The sequence below is a fragment of the Rubinisphaera italica genome, from assembly GCF_007859715.1.
GTDB classification, from domain to species: domain Bacteria; phylum Planctomycetota; class Planctomycetia; order Planctomycetales; family Planctomycetaceae; genus Rubinisphaera; species Rubinisphaera italica.
On record NZ_SJPG01000001.1, the window covers coordinates 6,419,448 to 6,441,909 of the forward strand.

Genomic DNA, 22,462 nt, shown 5'->3' on the forward strand with positions numbered 1-22,462 from the left:
CCCTTCTAGTGGTTGTGACCAGCATGCGGATCAACTCCGCCGCCAGCCTTATTCTTGAGGGCCATTTGCATTTGATGAGCACCACGCAGCGCAACGACATCACCAGGAAACAGCGAACCATCGTTGTCAATCACTGCAGAAAACTGGTCGCGGTACTTGACGTGAACAGGCACGCGATCGAAGTGGTCGCCGTTCTGCTGAAACACGAACGATTCCGCTCCTTCGCGTGAGACCGCATCAACGGGAACGACAATCTGATCGGGCCACTGTTCGACCGGCACGCGGAGTTGAAGTCGCTGTCCCGGCAGGTATTTCCATTCCACATACCGATTGCCCTGGTCACGGCGATCCTTCGTGACTTGATTAGGCAAACGGACATAAAAGTGCAGCGTGCGCGAATCAGTATCAATTGTGTTGGCGAGGTAGGCGATGTCTAATCCCTCGACGACCTGTGTTTCCGCCCCAGGTTGCTGAAAGATGGCATCGACCGTCCATTCCTGTTCAGATGCTTGCCGAAGCTGGCTCACGTCCTGCTCAAAAGCCATCCCTTCGATGAAGAGTTCGTCGTAGTCGGTGAGAATGCTTAGCGTGTCACCTGCGTTGACCGATTGACCTTTGTAAACGTCCAGCTGCTGAAGGATCAGGGGGCCTGTGTGAGCCTGCGGTATGGGTTGCTGGTAACTTGCCTGATTGATGGTTCGTCGCGTCAGCTTCAGCTCTTCTTCACCGTGGCTGTCAATCGATGGGGCGAAGATTTGCAATTCCCGCAATAGTCTTCGTTCACTGGCTATCTGGTCTACCTGGTTGTTCGAGAGTCCATGTAAACGCAACGCTTCACGCTGAGCACGCAGTAATGCGGTTAATTTGTCGCGGGCATATTCACGATCCAGCAAGAGTTTTCCCGGGACAGCCCCGCTGCGTGTGACTTCCTTTAGGCGAGTGATCTCTTTTTCTTCGACTTCCAATTCACCCAGCGTTTTGACGAACTCTGTCTGAGCATTGACAAGGTCTTCGTGCGTGAGGCGAATTTGAAAAAGCAATGTGCCTGGTTCAACGGCTTCTCCTTGCACGGCATGAACGTGAGTGATGACACCGGTCATCGGTGTCGCAACTTGAACACGAGTACGACCGGGGCGCTCCACCACAACGGCCGGAACCGTGATCGACCTACGGAAAGTTTCCAGCTTGATCGGCTGAATGGTCTCGTCCGACAGGCCGATGTTTCGCAGTGCCTGATCCGACAACTCCAACGATGTCTCTTCGCTGTGTCCGGCGTGAGCATCGTGGTCATGGCCAGCATGTGGGTCATCCTCGGCGTGAGTTTCCCCCTCACCTGTTTCACCACCGCCACGGAACGTAGTGACCGTGCTATCGACCCATGATGTGGCTGCCGGGAACCAGCGGCTCCACGTCGCGCCGCCGACAGCTGCGACGATCAGGAGCCCAGCGATCCAGACCCATGTCATTGGCATTTTAGGTAAACGTATCTTCATTGTTCTGTATCCAGCACACGGGAATTCATCCAACCTGCGTGCGATATGCCCCATATTTAGGAGAAACGCAGCGTTCAACGATCAATCAATCGCAAGGAGAATCTAGCCAAGGAAAAGAGAGCAGCCGGACCGTAAAGCGTGACGTTCAAACCAACGATTCAATTCGTTGAGAAGATCACCGTCCAGAGACAAACCTTGGTGCGTGGGCTACTTACAGTCGCCAAACCTGAGATATGGCGCGTACAGTCCTCGAACCCATCAATGGATCTGGGGACGTCTCAGCAGCAGTGTGCAGTGAAAGCAGGCCATCAAAAGCATCGGCATGAGCCGTATCGCTGAGAGCCTGGCACCACATTGAGAATCTGAGCATCAATTCGAGGTCATTGCTTCGCGGCACCGAAGTGAAGCTGCAATCTCCTTCACCACAATCATCGTGATGTCGACCGTCATGCTCGTGATCGCAGTCGCCAGCGAGTTCTTCACCTGGCGAACCACTCTCGTGATCATGGTCATGTTCACCGTGCGAGCAGTCGTCCTTCGCTTCAGCAGAAGCCACAACAGCCAGCCCAGACTCATGCGAATCACAGGAGTGGGTATGGTGCGCACAACATCCCAGTATCGCGTGAAACGCGACTGCCGCCGTCGTCAGGATGGTGATGATGCTGTGAAACATAGTTTTGTGGAAATGTTAGTACTGCCTAATAGTTACTTATACAGTTTATATCGGTTATTCGGCATCTCGTCTACAGCGATTTATAGCGATTTATGACTGGTCGTCCACACGGCAGCTTACGTGGAGAATGGCAATTATTTGATTGACACTACTTTTGGGAGAGAAAATTGCTGGCTGAGGACGTCATCCAAACTGTAAAGTTTTCATTTCAATTGAAAGTGTCGTCCATTCGACACTCTCGTTTTCAAGACAACTCGTTCCTATTGACCACTCAGAGCTTGTCCTCGCAAGTCGTCGCCAACATCATAGGTGACGACATTCGACAAGCCGCCAGTCAGCAACAGCCCGTCGATTTTGGCGTTCGCTTGAGCGAGTCGGGCCATCGCGGCAACATAATTGAGATTGGCATCGAAGTAAGCCCGGCGAGTCGTCAGCACTCGCAGGAAGTCAAACTCTCCGGCGTCGCGAGCTTCCTGCATGAGTTTCAGTGTTTCCTCAGCCTTCGGAAGAATCAGTGCTTCGTATTGTCGCACCGTCGCTTGTGCGATGTTGTACTCTTTCATGACCAGAGCAAGTTCTCGCTGGATGCGTTGTTGAATCCGTTTAACGTTCTGTGTCGCCGCGCAGTATTCCGCATAGGCAGCTCGAATGTTGCCTTGATTCTTATTGTAGACCGGTATCGGCAAACCGACTTGCACGTTGGCAAATGCGTCACCAGTTGCGTCGTCTCGTCCAACCCCAAATTGCGCTGTGACGTTCGGGACAGGTTGAACTTTCTGCCGTCGAAGATTTGTCCTTGCTCGGTCGACACGTGCTTGAGCGGCAGATAACTGTGGACTCCTCGCCATTATTTTTGCAAGCTCAGCTTCCGCATTACGCGAATCGAACGCTGCATTCAGTTCACCAACCAATCGTGTTGTTCCAAGGTCGGAAACACCCGCTAATGCAGCCAACTCATTCAGAGCCGCAGCTAGCTCGAACTCAGCCTGTTGAATCGAAAGATCGACTTCGTTGAGCTGAATCTCTGACTGCAACACGTCCGGTCGTGTGCCGACCAGGGCATCAATCCGCTCCTCAGAGATCGTCACGCCTTCCCTGGCAACGCTACGAAAATCGCGAGCGAGTTCAAGTCGCTTCTGTGCGGCCAACGCATCATAGAACGCCAGTCGAATGTCCGTCCGTACGCGTTGCCGCTGCGTTTCGATCTGCCAATTCATCGCGTTGATATCGTGTCCGATGACCTGCCGATTCCACGCGAGTTTGTCGCCTCGCACGAAGGTTTGTGATACGAAGGCACCGTGCAATCCACCTGCTCCCTCGTTGCCGATCTCTTCACCGAAATAGCCGATGGTCGGGTTTGGCTTGAGTCCCACCTGAGTCCGGATCCCACCGGCGCGAGCGGAGGCAGCACGGGCCTGTTGAATCGCCGGATTGTTTGCCAATGCCAACTGTTCAATCTCTTCAAGCGTCAATCCCACTTCACTGGAAACGATTTCCTCAGCTTCAATGGGGATGGCCAACTGAACGGAATCTTCCTGAGAAACCTCATCCAATTCGGCTGCTTCCTCATTCTGATACGCGACCGTTTGTAACGGTGGTGACGCATCGCGTTGTTTAGGTTCCGAGATCTCATTAGGCGTCTGAGTATTGTAAGACAGGGAATCACCTGGCACTGCGGAATTAGTACTGGCAGCATGATACCGCGACACTGAACAGCCAGCGTTCAGAAGCAACACCGTGGATAATGCGAGCACGACATTCTGATTAAGGAAACACATGGCAATCTTTCTGAGAGCGGTTTTGTATCATTCTGAGCAAGTCTATTCTTCCTGTCACGAAAGATGACTAGATCAACAGACGCATACCGAGATTCAGAAATTGCTGCGTGGGAACCTGAGGTTGCAGGACTGGAAAGAGATCAGAAGTCAGCTTGTGCTCGGGAGAAACGTTATGCGATGCGTAGCCCGCAAAACCTTTCTTGACAAACTCCGTAGAATTGTCTGCGACGGAATGAAATACGAATCCACTGCAAAACAGGCACTTGCCATCAGGTGAATGACCGTCGTCAGAGGGGATAGATTCCTGCTGCGGCAACGGATGCTGGCAGCAGGAGCAAGCTTGTGCGACCTGAGAATTCACATCGAATGCGCTGTCGCTGTTTGTCGGCGTCATGTTGATGGCACAGCACGGAACGACTGATTGAACAGTCATTAAGGCAGCCAAAAACAAAGTTGTGACAGAACAGAGTGACACCGGGACATCCTTGTGGTGAAAGTCGTGATTGATGCTGATTGTGCGGGTTGGTTTGGAAAACCTACATTTCTTGACCGCAATGGTCCTTTAGGTTTATCGACTTGAAACGCACGTAACGCCTGTTCTGATTGAAGTGCCGGTGCAAGCGGTAAAATCGGCATAAAGTGCCTTTTGTCGTTTCGCTAATCAAACAATACGGCTGTCATAAAGAAACGCCCACAACAAACACTTTGCGCACAGCCCTCAGCACCCGTAACCCTTTCTTCGCAAGCTGTGGAGCGGTTGCACATGCCATCTAAGTCTTGCCGCCACCCTCTTTTCGCTCTACGTTTTATCCTCTTTTTTCATCCGTTTCCTGATGACCAGATTCCTGCTTTGTCTCGGCGAGTATCCTGATGCCGCCCTTAAGAACGACCGTAGCAATGAGAATACCGGTGACTAAGTCGGGAACTTGTGACCCTGTCCACAAGACCAATGCTCCCGAGATGATGACACCGATGTTTGCGATGACATCGTTCGCCGAGAAGATGTACGAGGCGCGAAAATTGACGTCACCTCTTTTGTGTTTGGAGATCATCTTCAAGCAGATCGCATTCGCGACGAGGGCCACCCCGCCGACTACCATCATCGCAAAACCGATTGGCTCACCGTCTCCGAAGAAACGGCGAGCGGCTTCGATCAGGATCCCAAAGCCGAGTACAATTTGTAGCACGCCACTTGCGGTCGCGGCTTTGAGACGGATGCCTGATCCCCTGCCGATGGCGTACAAACTGATCGCGTAGACGCTGGCATCGGCCAGCATGTCGAGCGAGTCGGCAAGCAACCCGGTCGAACCGGCAAGTAACCCCGCAATCACTTCTGCAATAAACATCGTCGCGTTGATCGCCAACACGATGCGCAGGGTCGATCGTTGCTGATCATTCACCGCGTCAAATTCGCATCCACAGTCGTCGGTCATCACTACTCCGTCGGTTTCGGTGGTTGTTCACCGAACTTCGCTTCGTAGCGCGCCGCGAATTTCTCGAAGTTCTCCGGGTGACATTCAAAGCACTGCGATTCAGGTCGGCTGTGTTCTTCGCACCAGTCGCCTTTCGCTTTGAAGTCGGCGACCAGGGACGTCATACACAACGCACATTCCTTTTCAGGGACACCATGTTCAACGCACCACCAACCACTGTGATCGTGCGAGGCGTGTTCTTCGCTTTCGTGATCGTGGTCCTCGTGTTCTTCGGTACCCACCGTATCGGTATTGGAACTACAGCCGGTCATGCCGACCGTTGTGAATCCGAGCATCGCCACAAACATCATTCCATAAATCAAACGCATTGCAGATTCTCCTTGCAATCAACTTTCCTCAGCGAGCGTCGGTACCGGAACGATCCAGTTGCCTTTGAGTGGAACTCTCGCTGAACATCTCACTCTCAATTTGTTCGCCATTGAGCTTCTGCGGGGTCTCGTCGTCGTGAGCGATTTCATCCGCAGAACCTAATGGACTTTGAAAAATCATGTACAGCACACGCAGGACCAGCAGCGACATCACCATCGCACTAATGACGCCACCAATGACGACGGTTGCGAGGGGTCGCTGCACTTCGGCACCCATGCCAGTACTGAAGGCCATCGGAACAAAGCCGAGCGCCGCCACGAGCGTTGTCATCAATACGGGACGAAGTCGGATCAATGCGGCCTGTTCGACAGCGGCTTCCAGGTCATAACCGCGCTGTCGTAGCTGTCGAATCGTGGAGACCAGCAGCATGTCATCCAGCACCGCAACGCCGGATAATGCCACAAAGCCAACCGCTGCTGAAATTGAAAACGGCATGTCCCGCAACCACAGAGCGATCACACCGCCTGTCCAGGCAAACGGGATACCGGTGAAAACGCGCACGGTATCGATTGCGTTTCCGTAAGTCACATACAGCAGTGTGAAGATGAGGACGAGTGCCACCGGCACCACGATCATCAGCCGCTGCCTGGCTTGAATCATGTGCTCAAACTGTCCGCCAAATTCGATGTAGTATCTGGCCGAAGGCAAAATGACCTGATCGGCGATCTTTTGTTCTGCTTCCGCAACAAAACTGCCAACATCACGACCGCGAACGTTGACCGACACGGTCACTCGTCGCTGTCCCCATTCCCGGGAAATTTGAGAGGGACCATCGGTGAAGTTCACTTCTGCCAATCGCCCCAGCGGAATCTGTTCTCCCCGCGGAGTGGTCACAGGAATGGAGGCGATCTTTTCGGGATCATTTCGATACTCGTCGGGAAGTCTCACCGTCAGTGGAAAACGAAGCTGCCCCTGAAAGACATCGCCAACCGGACGATTGCCCACAGCCTCTACCAAATCCAACACGCTGGAAGCAGGCACACCGTAACGGGCGATTTCGTCCTGTTTTATCTTGACTTGCAGCATCGGCTGGCCGGTCAACTGCGTCGCTCCCACATCAGCCGAGCCGGGCACGTCCAACAGCACACGTTCGATCTCGGTTGCTTTGGCAGCGAGCGTCTCCAGATCGTCACCGTAAAGCTTAATGGCGATATCGCTGCGACTGCCGGTCCCCAGTTCATCCATTCGCAGTTTGATCGGCTGTGTATAGGCCAGTCGTTGGCCGGGCAGCGTTCGCAATTTCCTCTCGAACAACGCCGTCAGTTCAGCTTGCGTAGTTGCTTTCTGCCATTCCTTTCGGGGCTTGAGCGTGATGAAAACATCGGTCAGTTCCAGCCCCATCGGGTCCGTAGCAATTTCAGCCGAACCGATGCGACTCCACACATGAGCGACCTCATCCGGAAATTCTTCAATCAGAGCCTTTTCCATCTGCGTGTTGAACCGCATCGATTCATCAAGCTGAGTTCCAGCCAAACGAACCACGTTGATCGCCACAGAACCTTCCGAAAGCTGAGGCATAAACTCTGTGCCGAGATTGGGAGCAATCATCCCGAAGGCGACTACCAGAACAGCCAATGCGAAACCGATGATCGCGATCTTCTGGTGCATCGTGAAGTGCAGCACGGGGCGATAAAGCCGCTTGAGTATCCGAACCAGCAGCGGCTCGCGATGGCTCATCTTTTTCGGTAGAAACAAGCTGGCCAATACCGGCATCAGGGTCATCGAAAGCAGCATCGACCCGGCCAACGCAAAGATGACGGTGAGTGCCATCGGACGGAACATCTTGCCCTCAATGCCTTCCAGCGTGAGGATCGGCAGATAAACGATCATGATGATCAGTTCGCCGAACATCGTTGGACCGCGGACTTCTACCGCCGCGTCGCGAATACGTTCCAGTCGACTTCGATTCAGCGGATTGGCCTGCGACAAATGCCGTACGCAGTTCTCGACCATCACGACCGAGCTATCAACGACGAGTCCGAAGTCGATGGCGCCCAGACTCAGTAGACTGGCCGAAATAGCGAATCGCCACATACCGCTGAACGCGAACAACATCGAAAGTGGAATTGCCAGTGCGACAATCAATCCAGCTCGCAAATTGCCGAGGAAGACAAACAGTACGGCGATGACGAGTAGTCCCCCTTCAAACAGATTCTTGCGAACGGTATCGATGACAGAGTCGACAAGTTCTGTGCGGTCGTACATTGTGACCAGCGTCATCCCCGGAGGCAGATTGGCTTCAATTTCTTTGACCTTCCGCTTCAGGGCATCCGTATATTGATGCGTGTTCTCACCCATCAGCATGAAGCCGAGCCCCATTACCGCTTCGCCGTTGCCATCTGCCGTGACCGCACCACGTCGTATTTCATGACCAATTTCCACACTCGCAACATCGCGAATTCGTACCGGCACACCATCGATCGCTTTGATCACGATGTTCTCAATTTGCGGAATGTCAGTCGTCCGTCCGAGCCCCTGAACCAGCAGCATTTCGCCCATACGATCAACATTGCCGCCGCCAACGTTGCGATTGTTTTCCTGCAGAGCGTCGACGACTTCGCTGAAGGTGAGATCGCGCGAAACTAACCCGGTCGGATCAATGCGAACCTGAAACTGTTTTTCATAGCCACCCCAACTGTTGATTTCTGCGGTCCCGGCAACCGTTCGCAACTGCGGTTTGACAACCCAGTCGTGCGTCGTGCGAAGTTCCGTCAACATCCGTGTTCGTTCTGCGTCCGGAAGCTTGTTGAAGTCCACGCCGGGATAGGTCAACACGTAGTGAAAGACTTCTCCGAGACCCGTGGCAACCGGTCCCATCTTTGGTCGGCCCACACCTCTGGGGAGTTCAACTGTCGCCAGTCGCTCGCCGACGACCTGACGAGCGAAGTAAATATCTGTCCCGTCCTCGAACGTCACGACGACCTGCGAGAAGCCATACTTCGAGACCGAACGAATGTTTTCGAGTGAGGGAAGACCACTGAGAGATTGTTCGATTGGATACGTGATCTGCCGTTCGATTTCTTCCGGAGACAAAGCCGGTGCAGTCGTGTTGACTTGGACCATGATGGGCGTCGTATCGGGAAAAGCATCGACATCCAACTGGCTGAGCGCGTAGCCACCCCCGGCAATCAGGACCACCACGCCGAGCAATACGGCGAAGCGATGGTGCAACGAGAGTTCAATCAAGCGTGTGAGCATCGTTTTGACAGGTCCTTTTCAGCAGGCTCAGTGACCACAGGTGCAGCCCGCACCCAGGTTGTTTTTCAGCAACTGGGCCCGCAGGACATCACTGCCGCTGCTGGCCACGACTTCACCCGGCAACACGCCCGCGATGATTTCCGTAAATCCGTCCTGTGTGACCCCCACGCGAACCGACCGAGCAACAAAGAACTTCGGTCGATCTTTCTCAAAAAAACGGGCATCGCGAACAAACACCAGCGTGTTTTCGCCATCCCATTGAACGGACGACTCCGGAACCACGATCGCATCGCTTTCGTCACGAAGAATAATCTCCCCTGTCCCGAAAGATTCATTGCGAAGTTCACCATCCGAGTTGGCTAATTCGGCACGGACCCGGACGGTACGCGTTTCCCGATCAACATCAGAGCTGATCCAAATGACCTTGCCGCGATGCTCAGCAGTTTGCCCGTCTGGCAGATAACGAACCTCCTGTCCAATTTCGGCCAGCGATGCCTCTTCCGCCGGAACGCGGAGGTCCAGCCACACAGTCCGTGTATCCGAGAGCCGAAACATCTGCGATCCACGGTCGACGACTTCGCCGACCACCGTTTCGCGATCGACAACGCGGCCAGTCAAAGGAGCAACCACCGCAATCAGGTTGTCACTTCCGCCTCGCTCTTCGATTTTTTCCGTACCCAGCTTACGAACGGCTGCCCTGGCCTCGTTGGATTGCATTGAACGCAGTTGTTCCAGGTCAACGGACAAACCAAGATTGTCGAGGGAACGTACAGTCTTCTCCACCAGCGACGTGGCCTGCTGGAGCTCGGTCTGGCTTTCCAGTAAACGCTTCCCAGGAATCACGTTTCGGTTCGCAAGCGGTTCTATGCGACGAACGGTATCCTGCTTGAGACGCTCGTCCGATAGAGCGGACAAAAGTTCCGACTTGAGCCGCCCGACTTTCTCGGAGTCAACGATTGCCAAGACCTGCCCCGCTTGAACCCAATCACCGACATTCACCAGGACCTGCTTGACGATGCCATCAGCAGGCGGTGAAACCTGAGCGGTCTTCGTCGCGTCGTAGCGAATCTCGCCAGCGGTCGCGACACTTTCAACGACTGGTTGCCGCTGCACAGGTTCAACGTCAACACCAGCACTCTGCATGGCATCGACGGAAGCAAACTGAATTCGCGAACCGGGTAACTGGCTGAGCGAGAGGTTCTCTCGCCGAGGTCGAACGGCCAACGCACGCTCCGCTCGCTCCAGATCACTGGCAACGACTTCGACAGGCGACTTCGTTTCCGCCAGCGAAGGATCATGCAGCACACAACCGTGAATGCCATGGACGTCGCAGAATGTCAGCTTTGGTGGGTCTTCGATCAGTCCCGGCACACAGTTGATGCACTCTTCTTCCGGCACACCATGACTGTCGCACCACGCCGGAGCATTGGCTTCCGGTGATGCCGTTGCCGCCAAGCTCGGCAGCTTCCAATCGTTGTGATGACCATACCACGCCAGCCCACCCAACCCGGCGACAACAACCACCGATGGTATCCACGACATCACGGAGGCAGCGACTCGCCACAAACGCGACTGCTGAGGACGCTTGCCGGTTTGGGCATGGTTCTCTTTAGGAACTGTCTGCGATTTAACGGACGGTTTTGATGGCAGAGATTCTGCCGGGATCTTCGGCGAAGTGAGGACTTCTGACATAGCACTGCTTCTGCAAAATAGTAAGACACTCAGACGATGCTCATTTACAAGCAAACGACGGGACCATTCTCCTGACGCGCAGCACGAAGCAACAAAAAGTCACATTGACGCGCAGCCGGAGAAACGGTGAAAGAGTGTCTTACAGCAGAAACCGGCAGTAAGACGTTAGTAATGCACGCCCATGCGGCGGCGATTCGTCTCGCAAAGCAAATTCGAGACGCTGTGTGCTGGTTGCTGCAACCAGGTCCGAGATGGGAGCGACACCTAAGACGTCAACAGCCCCAGCCAATTCCACTGAAGCACCAAACCCCGGCGGCAAAGCACCTGCACAGAAGCAATCTTGGCAAGGCTCCGGGCAACCGGGAGCCACTGGAGATTCTTCATGCTCCGTATCGCAACAGCAATGACTCTCGCACTCTTCAATGGTAGCAGCCGAACTACCCGCAAACCCACAACACGCACCACCCATCGCCGGACAAACCAGCACGGTTATGCACATCAGGAGGTGGATAAGTTGGGTGAACATTGGATTGCAACGGTGTTTTCGCAAGAAGTTTACGTGTTTCGATAGTAGATATGATAAGTCGATTTATGCTACAGGTCAATATTGATTCCCAGTCTCACTCATTTTACGACCTCACAGAATCTTGAAAAAAATTCGTGAGACTCTGAGACCTTTGCTGAATTGTCCCCCTTACCGAAGTGTTATATGCTTCCTCGGCTGAAGCAACTGGCTGCCCCTCAGGCTTTTTTGAAATTAACAGCGATTGCTTGACGCATTTCAGATCTACGACGCTCGAAGCTTATCGAGATAAGCATCACAAGCAGCAATGTACTCGGGGCTTGGAGCGCCCTCGACTGGATCGACAAGGTGACTCAAATCTGGGGGTTCGTATTCGGGAGAACTTACAAAAAGAGCCGTAATCTGCCAATCCTGCTCGGAGACTCGACACCCTTTGGCGAAATTGTTGTTGATCTCGATCAGTTCGTCTCGCTTCGGATAATCAAGTAGATCGCCGAACCCCATACCAGCATCGTTTGAGAGAACTTGGATGTCGACAAGATGAGAACATTTTCTGTTCTCCAAGTCGAATGGCCGATCTCGTGTGACTACTCGCTCACCGCAAAACGGACATGCTAATTCAGGACATCGGGAACTGTTTTCGATTTGCTCACCACTACGAAAAGCCTCGACCAAAGGCCAAAGCTCATCCATGGAACGAATCGGGTTCCGATAAACCGGCCAGTCAAAGAACTCACGATCGTCATTGATCGATGCAAGAAAAACACCATGTGAAAATGCAGCAAACCACCCTCTATATTCATAACCAACAACGAGCCCTTTAAGGTCGTCCGTGAAAAACCAAAGATGCTCACCTTCACGTTGGACCAGACACCCGTTGTCATGTAAGTCTGTGATTAAACGAGAATGCAAATATGCCCGCGTGTGATGTTTCCTTCTCAAATTATGCCTGGCTAATCCCAAATGGCGTTCAGACAAAATGCCCTCATCAACCAGATTTGGTCCCCAGCGTTTGACCTTCTGTTGACTCGTGAGTGCTTCAAGTGCGATGACTGCTGGATCATTTGATCGCACCGAGGCTGCTGCGTCGAGGGCTTCAAAAAGTCGTGCTTGTCGCTTAACCATTTTACGAATGTCCGAAGTTGGTTTTGTGCTCTTGCTTGGGCGGACGGCAGCTAATTTGTCCGGTAAAGTCTTGCCAGCATAGTCGCTTGCTAATTGAAACTTCTCTTGATCCCAACTTTGAATACACTCTCGTAGCAGCCTGTTTGCCTTGCGGAACTCAGCAAGCTGTTGAAGCAGATTGCTTCTGTCAGATTCTTCAAGAGCTTTTGCAGAGTCAACTAACGCAGATCGGTCGAACGTCGTCCCCTTGCTCCAAACCTTCGTGAGTGTCATTCGCCATGCGGTCGGATCTGACCGGGGTGTTAACTCAACAACGGAAATTGAGGGATAGTTTTTCTTGATAAGGCGTTTCGTCAAATAGATCGGAAGTTGAAGGCTGGAATCCATGAACGAATATTGACGCAGACCGGCTTGATGAAACGACTCGCACCACCAAACGATAGTCTGGCGATCAATTTCAGCCAAGTCGTCCAATCCGTTCCGACGGGCCTCTTCAAGAATTGAGTCAGCGAAATCAGACTTTGCAATTGGTAAGAACCACTCCCAAAGTGGGTGAACTCCGTCGAACCTAAAGACGCAGTCGGCATCTTTGGGAGATGGTTCGAGGCGAAAAAGACTTCCACCTCCCCAGATCTCCACAATCGGATGAGGAAACCAGGCAGCACGCTCAATAAGCGACTCGATGCGGTCGAAAAGTACATTTTGCCTGGCTGTGAAATTCAAGGATTGCTCCTCCAATACGAGTCAACCTCGTCAACGAACTCTCATCTATTAAACGGTGAATCTTTCGGTTGTGGAATCAAATCGAACAATTGTTGTGCAGTTCCACGGTGCATTTCAAAGATGAATCGATCAGATTCGGCTATCTCCATTCAACCCGCCAAGTTCGGATTGATTTTCAAGGATTTGCTTCAGCAGTCGTATACCATCGTCGTTCAGTTCGGGAATAGTGATCGTTCCAGACGCGATAGGCTGGCTTGCGATCAACTTGTCGACTATCGACTGACTTTGGGGGCTGAACATTTTCTGAGACTTCTGATTGTCAAACGTTAGATCGAAAGTACCAAAAAATCTTCTGTTTGAGAATGAGATTACTCAATTTCGGTTCACTTGGACAGTAGTCGTCAAGAGCTCGGGAGGCATAAAGCTGGCCACTGAAGAAGCAAAGCCTCCTGCAGCCACTTGGGCATCAAAAATCCGAGAGCAAAGATTGCACGTCTTCCATTGATAGCTAAAAAAAAGAAAACGAGCGGGGCCGCCAATTGGCGGCCCCGCTAACCTCAAATTGTGATCTTATTTTATAGTCGTCGTTTTCTGCGTCGTCGACCCGCTTGGAAGCCTTTGCGGCAGCCGAGTGATTTGCCATGACGGAAACAGTACCAGCAGATTCCCGCGAGTACGGCGATGCCGACAAGGTCATTCATAGATTCTCCTTTCATTCACTGGACGTGCCATTCTCCGGCCAACAGGTTGAGCGATGTATCGAAGTCGACTGGATAGTCGCGTAGCCAGCGCGTGAATTGGTGGACCATCAAACCTGCGGCAATGCTGGCCGCGTAGATCGTGCTGCGAGATGTGCAGCTTCCGGTTTGAGCATCGGATTGCGGGAACAGGGTCGAGTTGTAATGCTCGCGGGAAACCTCATCGGCAGCCACCAAGGCACGGAGTGTCTCGCCGAGCATGCGGCCGTCGCACCAGAATTGGCATTGATGTTTGACGGTGCGCCAGATGGCAGAACGTGCCGAGATCGAATCCACACAACAGAATACGGCGTCTCCGACATTTTGCTTGGGCCGATAGCGATCTTCAAGAGAATTGACTTCGATGGAAGAATCGAGTCGGTGAATTGCGTCTTCGGTTGCGACGACTTTCGGCTGACCAATGTCTTCAGCCAGGTATCCCTGCGTTGTGACATTGGTTGTATCAACGTGATCAAAATCAACCAATTGAATACGAGGCGATCCGATCGCGGCGAGTTGTAATGCAACCTGGCGTCCGATGGCTCCCACGCCAATGATCGTTACCGAAAGTTGGGAGAGTCGATCGCGAGGAATGATTTCCTGCTGGCGAACGAACCGACTCACGGAAGTTGACGGAAAATCAGTCATAGAGCATCTCCTTCTGTTCACAAGGATCGAGATACTCCGACCAGACACTGTCCCAGTCGTCGTAACCGTCATCTGCGTTAGAGGAATCGATGAGGTCTTCATTGGATCTTTGAAAAGACGGCGATACCTTCCGAGCCGAAATGTTCGCTACGTATTCATTGCTCCACAATCCGTAATCGCTGGCGGCAAACGATTTCGAGTAATCGATCTCCACCGAAATCTCGATGTCGCAGGTCGGGCCGTGATTGAAACGTAAGCGGGCGTACGCTCGGCCGCCTCTTGCGAGAATGAACATCACCGCCCAATCGCAGTTGCCAAAAACACGCTCGAAAGTACGTTCATCAGTTGGACTCGGTTCCGGGCAATCGCCGGGATGCGTATGCACCCAGATACGGGCAAACTGATCAGGACTTCGACCTGTATCCACTTGTTGATCGAAGAAGTCGGCCACTGCGACATCATCAAATGAGACGAAGGTCGGTGAACAAGACTGCTTGATGAGTTGGATATCTTCAATCAGCAAATAGTCGTCGTCAGCCGAAATCCCGAATCCACCGACTTCGCTCTCGCCGTAATCACGCAGGAACAGGAGCTTCGCCCACACTGTTGGCGTGAAGCAAAGTTTCGGAATCTGGTTCGTTTGTCGTTTTGTTCTCTTCCTCATAACAGTCGGGGCACCTTTCAAGTTCATCGAGGCAATGTTGGCAAGTGTGATTGAGACACGCCGTACAAACGGTGATGCAAGATCCACAGTAGCGGTCTCCACAGGTTTCACAGCAGTTGGTGCAGTCGCAGCAGAAAGATGCATCGCACTCAGAGCACTGGACGTAGCAGTGTTCGCAAATACGCGAATCGCATTTCTCGCAGCTCCACCATTCGTCTTCGAGCATGGTGGCATCGCAATCATTGCATGGGATGCCAGGCCAACCAGCCAGCGGCACATAGGGGCTCTCGTCGTTGTAGGTTTGCAACAGATTGGAAACGATCAGAAACAAGTCCAAGATCCGACCTTGTTCCAATGCGATCCGAATCGCATGCCGTCCATCCCCTTCACAAACGGTTTCGTCTTGAACGTGCGGATGTGTCACGGCGTCATTGGTCGATGCTGGATGTGGATCGAGGGCCACTACCCGGTATCGAAGTGAGTTATCAGACTGGTATATCGACCATTCCAGCACAATTTCGAAGGGACCGAGATAGACTCCATCCAACTCAATCGATGCGGTCGTCACGGAGATTGTTCCGTGCTGCCGGTCAATCGAGACCTCCTCAAACTCGTCAGACAGCGAAATCAAGTCCGCAAAGATTTCCGAGGCCAATGCAACTGGTCTCTCAGTATTTTCATCGGAAGACTTGGCAATGATCAAATCGTGCTGAAGCCTTTCAATCGAAGTTGCGATACCTCTCCGGAGACGCTCTGCAGCGAAAAACCAATGTCGTTTGCGAGCTTTATGAATCATCCGATGGAAACGCATGACTTGGTTCCAGCTGTCAACAGGAAGTGATCTTTCTTCAACCGGACCAGCCCGTGCCTTTAATCGGTCGTGAATCTTGCAAGCAAACTTGATGAGTCGTCGATCGTCTTGATTCATAGGCATTGTTTTCCATGAGAAGATGAAACAACCGCCAGGCGAAGGCTCGACGGTTGTGGATGATGGTATCAGGCGATCGCTCCTTCGATTTTGGTGGGAGTGAATGAAATTCTGTCCCCATCCTGTAGCACTTGATCTTGTGGACAAGGCTGTCGATTGACACGAATCAAGTAATTTTCGGGATCCTTGCCACCCGTTTGTTCCTCGAACAGTTTGGCAACTGTGGTTCCGTCTGCCACTTCGAGATAGTCGGCGAATCCGCCGCCGTGGTTATTGATCACGAGTACTTTCATGGGATGTCCTTGCGATAGATTTGAGTGAGTGGAAATGTCGTTTGTGCTTCAGCATTCGTCTGTGACGTCGTTTCGTGGAAACTCGCCGCTCGCGTCGGCCCCGCTGCTGGCCACCACGAACACGCCAGCGAATCGCGCGACGATCATCTGGTTGTGCAAAGCGGTGATATGACAGAACTCTATGCGGCGATCGGTTCATTGATGTTGTTCCGAGTCTGACGGGAAGCTTCCAGTTCATCCCAATCGATAATGTAGGGGCCGTGGTATTCATCATCGGGATCGATTCGCTCGTCTGTCTCAGCGATCAGGAAGCCAAGTCGTTTAATGGTGGATACCGTTTCACCAGTCGCATGAGCGACAGCACGGTTTAATTCAGATTGATGCATTTGTGGTTCTCCTTGAGAGTGCCAAAGAAAAAGCCTCGACTGCACGTGAATGCAGCCGAGGCTGAAATTGAACAAGTTGAAATTGTTAAAGCGTGGTAATTAGTAGTCCTCCGGCAATAGCACGGTCGTCGCCGAGCGATCCGCTTCGGTGATGATCCAGAATTTGCTTTCGTTTTCTGAGTGATAGACCGAGAACAAACGGCCTCCCTGAATCAAAGCGTCGTCGTTGGCCTGCCGATCATCGGCGCAGCAATCTCCCCAATCACCGGAATGATGGCGTGTCAACGCTGTTTGGATGTCGGCATGTGAGATCGTGCCGAGTGCATTCGGTGTGGCCACGATTTGGCCAAGTGGAAATGAGTTCGATGCTTCAGGAATGTCGGGCTCCTTTCTGTTGTTTTGGTCAGCGCATGAAAAAAGCCCGCATCGCGGGCCTTGAGAAAGTTCCGTTGTCAGTACTCAGCTAGTTCTGGTTCGATTTCCAGGTTTTACCGAGCCATGCATCACGATAGACAAACGACTTGGCATTCTTGGCGCTAAGAGTCACCGAAATCGGGATGTCCTGCTTTGGATCGAACGTATGCAGAGGGAACTCAAACTCAACGGCGTGATCTTCGTTGGGTGACCACGATTCAAAGCTGTAAACTTCGTACTGTCGCGCGTCTCCATTCGCCAGTAGGTCACTTTCGACGGTTACGGTCAGTGTCCCATTCCGCAAAATGGCAGGGCACTGGTGCCACGCCGAGACTTTCCACACCGGATTGCTCAGGAAAGGGTAGTCGATTCGGCCACTCAGCATTGGAATCGCAACCGGTTTTTGCTGTTCCTGATACTCGGCGTAACGGACGAACGCAGCCATCGCGAGATATCCAATGATCACCACTACGATGAGGACCACGAACCCATCCTGATACCAGGCTCTTTCTTTCTCTGACATAGGTTGAGCCTCCTTTTAGAATTGTCTGCCTGTTGATCATTCTTCACTAAACTTCGCTTCGTCATTGGACTCTCAGTTGTCAACACGCACTGCAGTCCGCTTTGAGTGTGGAATCACATCAAGACACAGGTCCTATCTCGACTTACCGAGTTTGATTTTTCCAACGACGGAACCGTCGTATTTGAAGAAGTATCCCCAAGGTGTCCCATCCTGCTTGATCGCCACGAATACATGGAGTCCATCTGGAGAGAGTGTCATCGCACGTAGATTCAGACCAATCGGGGAAATCCCAGACAGTAGCAGCCGACGCCCCTTCGTTTTTGAATCGATCAACTCAACTCGTTGAGTTCCCTTCGGGGCATCTGTATGGACCACAATCGACAGCCCCCCTTTGGAGAATGTGACCAACTGAGTGCTCACTCCTTCCGCTTCCTTGGCAGCACGGACTTTTGCTTGACGATACGCCGTCTGTTCCGATTGTGCCTGGGGACGTGTTGTTAGCTTTCGGGCCGCGAAATCCGCGACAATCGTTCGATCATTCATTGGAATCACCAGCTTCCGTTCATCCCATTTGGCCTGTCCGAGGTGGATCGAGCCAGGCTTGGCAGCTTGCGGGTCTGGTGGGCTGAGTAATTCAGCAGCGGGGAGGTCAATATTGTGCGGTGTGAGAACGTGTTCCCAACCATCCCATTGAACCAGATGAAATTGATAACCGTTATCAGTCGGCTTCATCCCAAAATAGCCAGACCCATCCGGCAAAATGGGCGAGAGATTCAAAGTCGAGCAGAGCATTACCGCAGGCGGTGTTGCATTCCATTCGTGGAATTGCTTGGACTCAGGCTCGTAGACAACTGACCGTACAATTTCATTGAGATCCGCAAAGCAAATGAGGATTCGTTTTCCACTCGGGCACCAATACGCGGATGTCGGCACAACGTTGCGTGCAGCATTGGCCTCTCCCCAGACCTGAGCCTCGACCGATAACGATCGACCATCCGAGATGCGGACGAACTGCACGGCAACCCGATAACTCGGCTGTCCCTGTTCGGCGACAGCGATGGTAGCCTGTTTGCCGTCGGGGCTGATCGCAATACGACTGGGGCGGTAGCTTGCAGGACTCAGCAACTGCCGCGTTGCCTTCGTTTTGAGATCAAATTGAATCACGGCGCCATCGGATTTACTGACAATAACACTCTGGGAATCAGCGGTCCAAACGGGGTCATGGGCCGGAACACATCCCGTCGATGTGCAGGCAGCCACAAAAATCATGAAAAACAGCAATTTGACATGCATGGTGTCTCCTTTTGGCGGATTGTTCGGGAAATGTGTACACAGTGAAAAAACGACTCATGCAGACGGCAATAGATACTCATAGTCCGTAGCCTCATAGGCGTTGTCAACTGTTCAATGCCTGCATGGCAAAACGAGCAGACATTTTGGTGCGATTCGGCAAGCGAGTCCGAGAATTGCGGACTGAGCAGGGCTATTCGCAGGAAAGCTTTGCCCACGCCTGCGAACTCGATCGCACTTATATGGGAGGAATTGAACGGGGAGAACGGAACGTCGCCTTGCGAAATATCGAGCGGATTGCCGGCACGCTGGGGGTCAGCATTGCGGAGCTAACAGACGGCGTTTGAGTGTGTCACCATCAATTGAAATTACGCTGGCACGATAGCCGTAGCGATGGCGAGATGATCCGCACAATTCTGCTTGGCCTCGTCCATGGATTCATACAGTTTGCCGTGCAGGATTATCTTGTGATCAGAATCGCAGATCACATAGCAAATCCGACATTGTCCCAACTGTCCGAGAAGTTGAGCGACATCGACACTCTCCGGCAGCGACGACCTTTCTTCCTGGGCGAAGTAGCTCGCCGCTAGACTGAGGTCATTCGTTGGCATCTCATCCCGCCAGAAACGCAACGCCGCGCGGATGAGCATCAATTCATTGTTATTTAGAACGGGTGTTTGGTCGATAAGAGGCTCCTTTCTTTTTGGGGGTAAGAGCAAAAACACAGCAGGTTCACATGAGTGGAAAATGCTAAGCAACTCTTCCCTATTCACCTGCCGCAATTCGAGCTTCAGTTTAGTTCGAGAACTTAATCCGGGGCCTATTACGACCGGCTGGACTTGGTGTCGAGTGCCTTCCGCCGGGTACGACCATCCGGGGCCGGCAGACCATGTTTTTCATGCCAATACTTGACGGCACTGGTCACTGTATTGCGATCGATCCCGATATGTTTGGCAATCTCGCCAAGTAGTGCACCAGCGTCGAACATCTCCATCACTTCATCGGCGATCTTTTGATAAAGCGGTCGTTTTTTGTGCTTCCGCTCCAGCGTCGCGCGGCGGCTGCGGCCATCGGGCTTCACCTCACCGCGGTCCTCAAATCCCTGTTTCAGGATGGCCGTGACACGACTGCGGCTGACACCCAGTTCTTCGGCAATCTCAAACTCAGGACGCCCCTCGTTGTACATCTTCAGAGCCATTTCATGCTGATGATTGAGTTCGTCATGGTCTTTGAAGTCAATGCTGATGGGAAAGGCATCGCCAGCGTCTTCCTCGGAGCAGAAGCCAGCCCCAAGCGTCTCGCACACGCCATTGATGTGAATCGAGCAATGGCCACGGAAGAATGTGCTGCGACGCCGCGGTTCACCATTTAACTCCATCGAAATTCCGCTAGGCATCAATTTCTTCAAAGCCGAATTGGCAACAGGAGCCTCACTATTTAGGCTCTCGCTCAACGATGCCAGTTGCTCTCGCAACCAATCTCTTGACGGTAGAGAACGGTGACTATTAGCTTCGGATTTTAGGTCGTCAAGTTCCTTTGCAACGTCTTGACGTTCAGTTCTGCGCTGCTCCAACCGGCGATTGAGATCGCTGGGAGCATGCCCCAACTCGACCTGATCGAGCAGGCGATCAATACGTCCGTCGAGGTCGTTCAGTTCACGCTGTTTGGCAAGAATGGCATCGGGAACGCGTTTTTGAAAGTCATCGTGAAACGCCAGCAATTCCATGTAAACCAGATTGAACCAGTCGTCTTCTCCCTCAAGCACGCTCCCGATGGCCTCCAAAACCTTCGATTCAACCAACTCCAGTGATGCCGATGTCACAACCTCGCAGGTTCCGCGTTTCCCACCTGGACAATAAACCTTCTTGCCTGTTGAATGGAAGGGCCGACCACATTGGGCACACTTCAGAAGCCCGGCCAACAGCCGAGGTTTCGCACGACCGTTGCACTCGGATGACGATCCCTGAATCTGCCCTTCGTCGTTACGGTGCTTCTCCCATTTTTCTGCATTTTCACTGAGCTTTTGCTGTGCCCTCTCGAACGTCGGGTCGTCAATGATCCGCAAATGCGGAAATTCTCGCGTGTACTGCTCGCATTCTTCGGCAGGTCGGCGCTTCTGCTGAACCTTCCCTGTTTCAGGATCGCGGTGATTCTGGTTTTCTCCCCAGGGCCAGATCCCAATATATTTTTCATTTTCAAGCAAGTTGACAACGAGCTGATGATGCCATTCCGGTGTGGTTGAACGATGGTCCTTAGGAGCCTTCAGTCGATTCAATTCTCGAACGATCCAGCCGATTGTGCGATCTTCATCCACAAACCAATAGAAGATTTGCAAGACCCATTCCGCATGGTCGTCATTGATGACGTAAGTTTTGCGAGGTTTGGCATGACGTCCGCGACGGCTGGCTTCTGTGCCGGGAACGTCCTTTGAGCCAAAGCCAAAACACCAATCACCTGTCGAATACTCGTTAAGAAGATTTTGCTCATGTCCCCGAAAGACGCCAGCGCCCAACTCTTTGATGTACTGCTCGTGGATGGCGGCATAGATCGACGCAATCAACTCCCACCCTTTCTTGTCCGTGTCGATTGATTCGGCGACGCAGATCACACGAATCCCATAGGAATGGACCAGTTTCTTCAACATCGACAAGGTAATGACCGATTCCCGAGCCAGTCGACTCAGACTGTACAGGTAGAGTGTTGTAAATTGTCGTTGACTCGCCGCGTCCAGCATGCGATTCAAATCTGTCCGTTCCCTCTTAGTCCCCGAGACAGCTCGATCGGCAAACTCCAACTGTGGACAGATGACGTGCCCGCACGTTGCCGCGGAGTCATGACATTTCCGCTGCTGCTGTTCGATGCTGTTATCACTTTGCATGTTGGAGCTATAACGGGAATAGCTGGCCGCCACGTCCGGCAAGTCTTCAATTTCTTGTTCGCGACGTGCCTGTTTCCGACGCCGTGCTGAGATCGGGGCAGCGGCGGCGAGCGCCGAGCTACAATCCTGCGGCTGATCTGAGCCTGGTGACTCGTATGCAATACAACAAGCGAATAACAGAACGTAGGCACACATCGCGACAGCGATCAGCACGGATAACGGGTCGCGACGGCGAACAGGTTTTATGACAGGTTCCAGCCAACGATCCAACGTCTGCAGCATCCAGGCAATCGCGCCGAGACAACGCGTGTCCGGCTTATCTTGGCAGCGTCCATGTGGAGCTTTGAAAAACAGTGGGCCGTGAGTTTGCGAATTGGTATTGACGGTGCATTCCATCATGGTGAAACTTTCTTTAAGAGCAGTTTGAGACTCAGGTATTCGCGTAGGCTCGCGATTGTTTGTTGACTCGCTGCCCGCAGCCGCACCGCACGTTTTCTGAAGACCGCAGGCAGAGGGTGACTTCGAGCACCCGCAGCTGTTTGGCCGCTTTGTCGCGTGACAAAGCTGGCAGCAGCCAAGTTTTCCCAATGGGATCATTGTTGATCCACTTCGGGACCTTGTGAGTGACGCAGCA

Annotated in this window: 23 protein-coding genes; 2 read left to right on the plus strand and 21 right to left on the minus strand. The window is 52.6% G+C overall.

Going from position 1 to position 22,462, the window contains the following annotated elements:
* Positions 1-5: 5 nt before the first annotated feature.
* From Pan54_RS24575 to Pan54_RS24620, 10 genes are all read right to left on the minus strand, one after another.
* Complete coding sequence (locus tag Pan54_RS24575) at positions 6-1,493, minus strand: efflux RND transporter periplasmic adaptor subunit (protein WP_207310218.1); 1,488 nt, start codon at positions 1,491-1,493, stop codon at positions 6-8.
* A gap of 211 nt (positions 1,494-1,704) precedes the next feature.
* Entirely contained in the window at positions 1,705-2,166 is a 462-nt protein-coding gene (locus tag Pan54_RS24580; RefSeq protein ID WP_146506075.1) for a hypothetical protein, read from the minus strand.
* Between the two features lie 260 nt (positions 2,167-2,426).
* Positions 2,427-3,944 carry a TolC family protein gene (locus tag Pan54_RS24585; protein ID WP_146506076.1) on the minus strand — a complete coding sequence of 506 codons (1,518 nt, stop codon included), beginning with the start codon at positions 3,942-3,944 and terminating at the stop codon, positions 2,427-2,429.
* A 67-nt stretch (positions 3,945-4,011) separates the two neighbouring features.
* A complete protein-coding gene (locus tag Pan54_RS24590; RefSeq protein WP_146506077.1) occupies positions 4,012-4,419 on the minus strand; it encodes a hypothetical protein in 408 nt (135 codons plus the stop codon).
* 331 nt (positions 4,420-4,750) lie between these two features.
* A complete protein-coding gene (locus tag Pan54_RS24595; protein WP_146506078.1) occupies positions 4,751-5,377 on the minus strand; it encodes a cation transporter in 627 nt (208 codons plus the stop codon).
* Positions 5,378-5,379: 2 nt separating this feature from the next.
* Entirely contained in the window at positions 5,380-5,745 is a 366-nt protein-coding gene (locus tag Pan54_RS24600; RefSeq protein WP_146506079.1) for an RND transporter, read from the minus strand.
* Between the two features lie 28 nt (positions 5,746-5,773).
* Positions 5,774-9,004, minus strand: coding sequence for an efflux RND transporter permease subunit (locus tag Pan54_RS24605; protein ID WP_146506080.1), 3,231 nt, complete (start codon positions 9,002-9,004; stop codon positions 5,774-5,776).
* 27 nt (positions 9,005-9,031) lie between these two features.
* Complete coding sequence (locus Pan54_RS24610) at positions 9,032-10,696, minus strand: efflux RND transporter periplasmic adaptor subunit (RefSeq protein ID WP_146506081.1); 1,665 nt, start codon at positions 10,694-10,696, stop codon at positions 9,032-9,034.
* 139 nt (positions 10,697-10,835) lie between these two features.
* A complete protein-coding gene (locus tag Pan54_RS24615) occupies positions 10,836-11,222 on the minus strand; it encodes a hypothetical protein (protein WP_146506082.1) in 387 nt (128 codons plus the stop codon).
* 261 nt (positions 11,223-11,483) lie between these two features.
* A complete protein-coding gene (locus Pan54_RS24620; protein ID WP_146506083.1) occupies positions 11,484-13,067 on the minus strand; it encodes a hypothetical protein in 1,584 nt (527 codons plus the stop codon).
* A 120-nt stretch (positions 13,068-13,187) separates the two neighbouring features.
* Between Pan54_RS24620 and Pan54_RS24625 the strand changes: the two genes are divergently transcribed.
* Positions 13,188-13,397, plus strand: coding sequence for a hypothetical protein (locus Pan54_RS24625; protein WP_146506084.1), 210 nt, complete (start codon positions 13,188-13,190; stop codon positions 13,395-13,397).
* A gap of 245 nt (positions 13,398-13,642) precedes the next feature.
* On the opposite strand, the gene Pan54_RS26630 is transcribed toward Pan54_RS24625, so the two are convergent.
* The 9 genes from Pan54_RS26630 to Pan54_RS24665 all read right to left on the minus strand — a co-directional run bounded on the left by Pan54_RS26630 (position 13,643) and on the right by Pan54_RS24665 (position 18,953).
* Complete coding sequence (locus Pan54_RS26630; RefSeq protein WP_261343189.1) at positions 13,643-13,768, minus strand: hypothetical protein; 126 nt, start codon at positions 13,766-13,768, stop codon at positions 13,643-13,645.
* A gap of 15 nt (positions 13,769-13,783) precedes the next feature.
* A complete protein-coding gene (locus tag Pan54_RS24630; protein ID WP_146506085.1) occupies positions 13,784-14,452 on the minus strand; it encodes a ThiF family adenylyltransferase in 669 nt (222 codons plus the stop codon).
* On the minus strand, positions 14,445-15,056 hold the full coding sequence (locus Pan54_RS24635) for a hypothetical protein (RefSeq protein WP_165441966.1): 612 nt from the start codon (positions 15,054-15,056) through the stop codon (positions 14,445-14,447). The genes Pan54_RS24630 and Pan54_RS24635 overlap by 8 nt, the downstream gene beginning before the upstream one ends.
* Positions 15,028-16,044 (minus strand): hypothetical protein, encoded by a 1,017-nt coding sequence (locus tag Pan54_RS24640; protein ID WP_146506087.1) that lies wholly within the window; start codon positions 16,042-16,044, stop codon positions 15,028-15,030. The genes Pan54_RS24635 and Pan54_RS24640 overlap by 29 nt, the downstream gene beginning before the upstream one ends.
* Positions 16,045-16,112: 68 nt before the next feature.
* On the minus strand, positions 16,113-16,337 hold the full coding sequence (locus Pan54_RS24645) for a MoaD/ThiS family protein (protein ID WP_146506088.1): 225 nt from the start codon (positions 16,335-16,337) through the stop codon (positions 16,113-16,115).
* Between the two features lie 179 nt (positions 16,338-16,516).
* A complete protein-coding gene (locus Pan54_RS24650) occupies positions 16,517-16,723 on the minus strand; it encodes a hypothetical protein (protein ID WP_146506089.1) in 207 nt (68 codons plus the stop codon).
* A gap of 99 nt (positions 16,724-16,822) precedes the next feature.
* Entirely contained in the window at positions 16,823-17,062 is a 240-nt protein-coding gene (locus Pan54_RS24655; protein WP_242631421.1) for a hypothetical protein, read from the minus strand.
* Positions 17,063-17,186: 124 nt separating this feature from the next.
* Positions 17,187-17,660, minus strand: coding sequence for a hypothetical protein (locus Pan54_RS24660; protein WP_146506091.1), 474 nt, complete (start codon positions 17,658-17,660; stop codon positions 17,187-17,189).
* Positions 17,661-17,792: 132 nt separating this feature from the next.
* Positions 17,793-18,953 (minus strand): hypothetical protein, encoded by a 1,161-nt coding sequence (locus Pan54_RS24665; protein ID WP_146506092.1) that lies wholly within the window; start codon positions 18,951-18,953, stop codon positions 17,793-17,795.
* A 122-nt stretch (positions 18,954-19,075) separates the two neighbouring features.
* On the opposite strand from Pan54_RS24665, the gene Pan54_RS24670 reads away from it, so the two are divergent.
* Positions 19,076-19,297 (plus strand): helix-turn-helix domain-containing protein, encoded by a 222-nt coding sequence (locus tag Pan54_RS24670; RefSeq protein ID WP_146506093.1) that lies wholly within the window; start codon positions 19,076-19,078, stop codon positions 19,295-19,297.
* A gap of 21 nt (positions 19,298-19,318) precedes the next feature.
* Here Pan54_RS24670 and Pan54_RS24675 read toward each other — a convergent pair whose 3' ends face one another.
* On the minus strand, positions 19,319-19,561 hold the full coding sequence (locus tag Pan54_RS24675) for a hypothetical protein (protein ID WP_146506094.1): 243 nt from the start codon (positions 19,559-19,561) through the stop codon (positions 19,319-19,321).
* A gap of 212 nt (positions 19,562-19,773) precedes the next feature.
* Complete coding sequence (locus tag Pan54_RS24680; protein ID WP_165441967.1) at positions 19,774-22,227, minus strand: recombinase family protein; 2,454 nt, start codon at positions 22,225-22,227, stop codon at positions 19,774-19,776.
* Positions 22,228-22,462 lie beyond the last annotated feature (235 nt).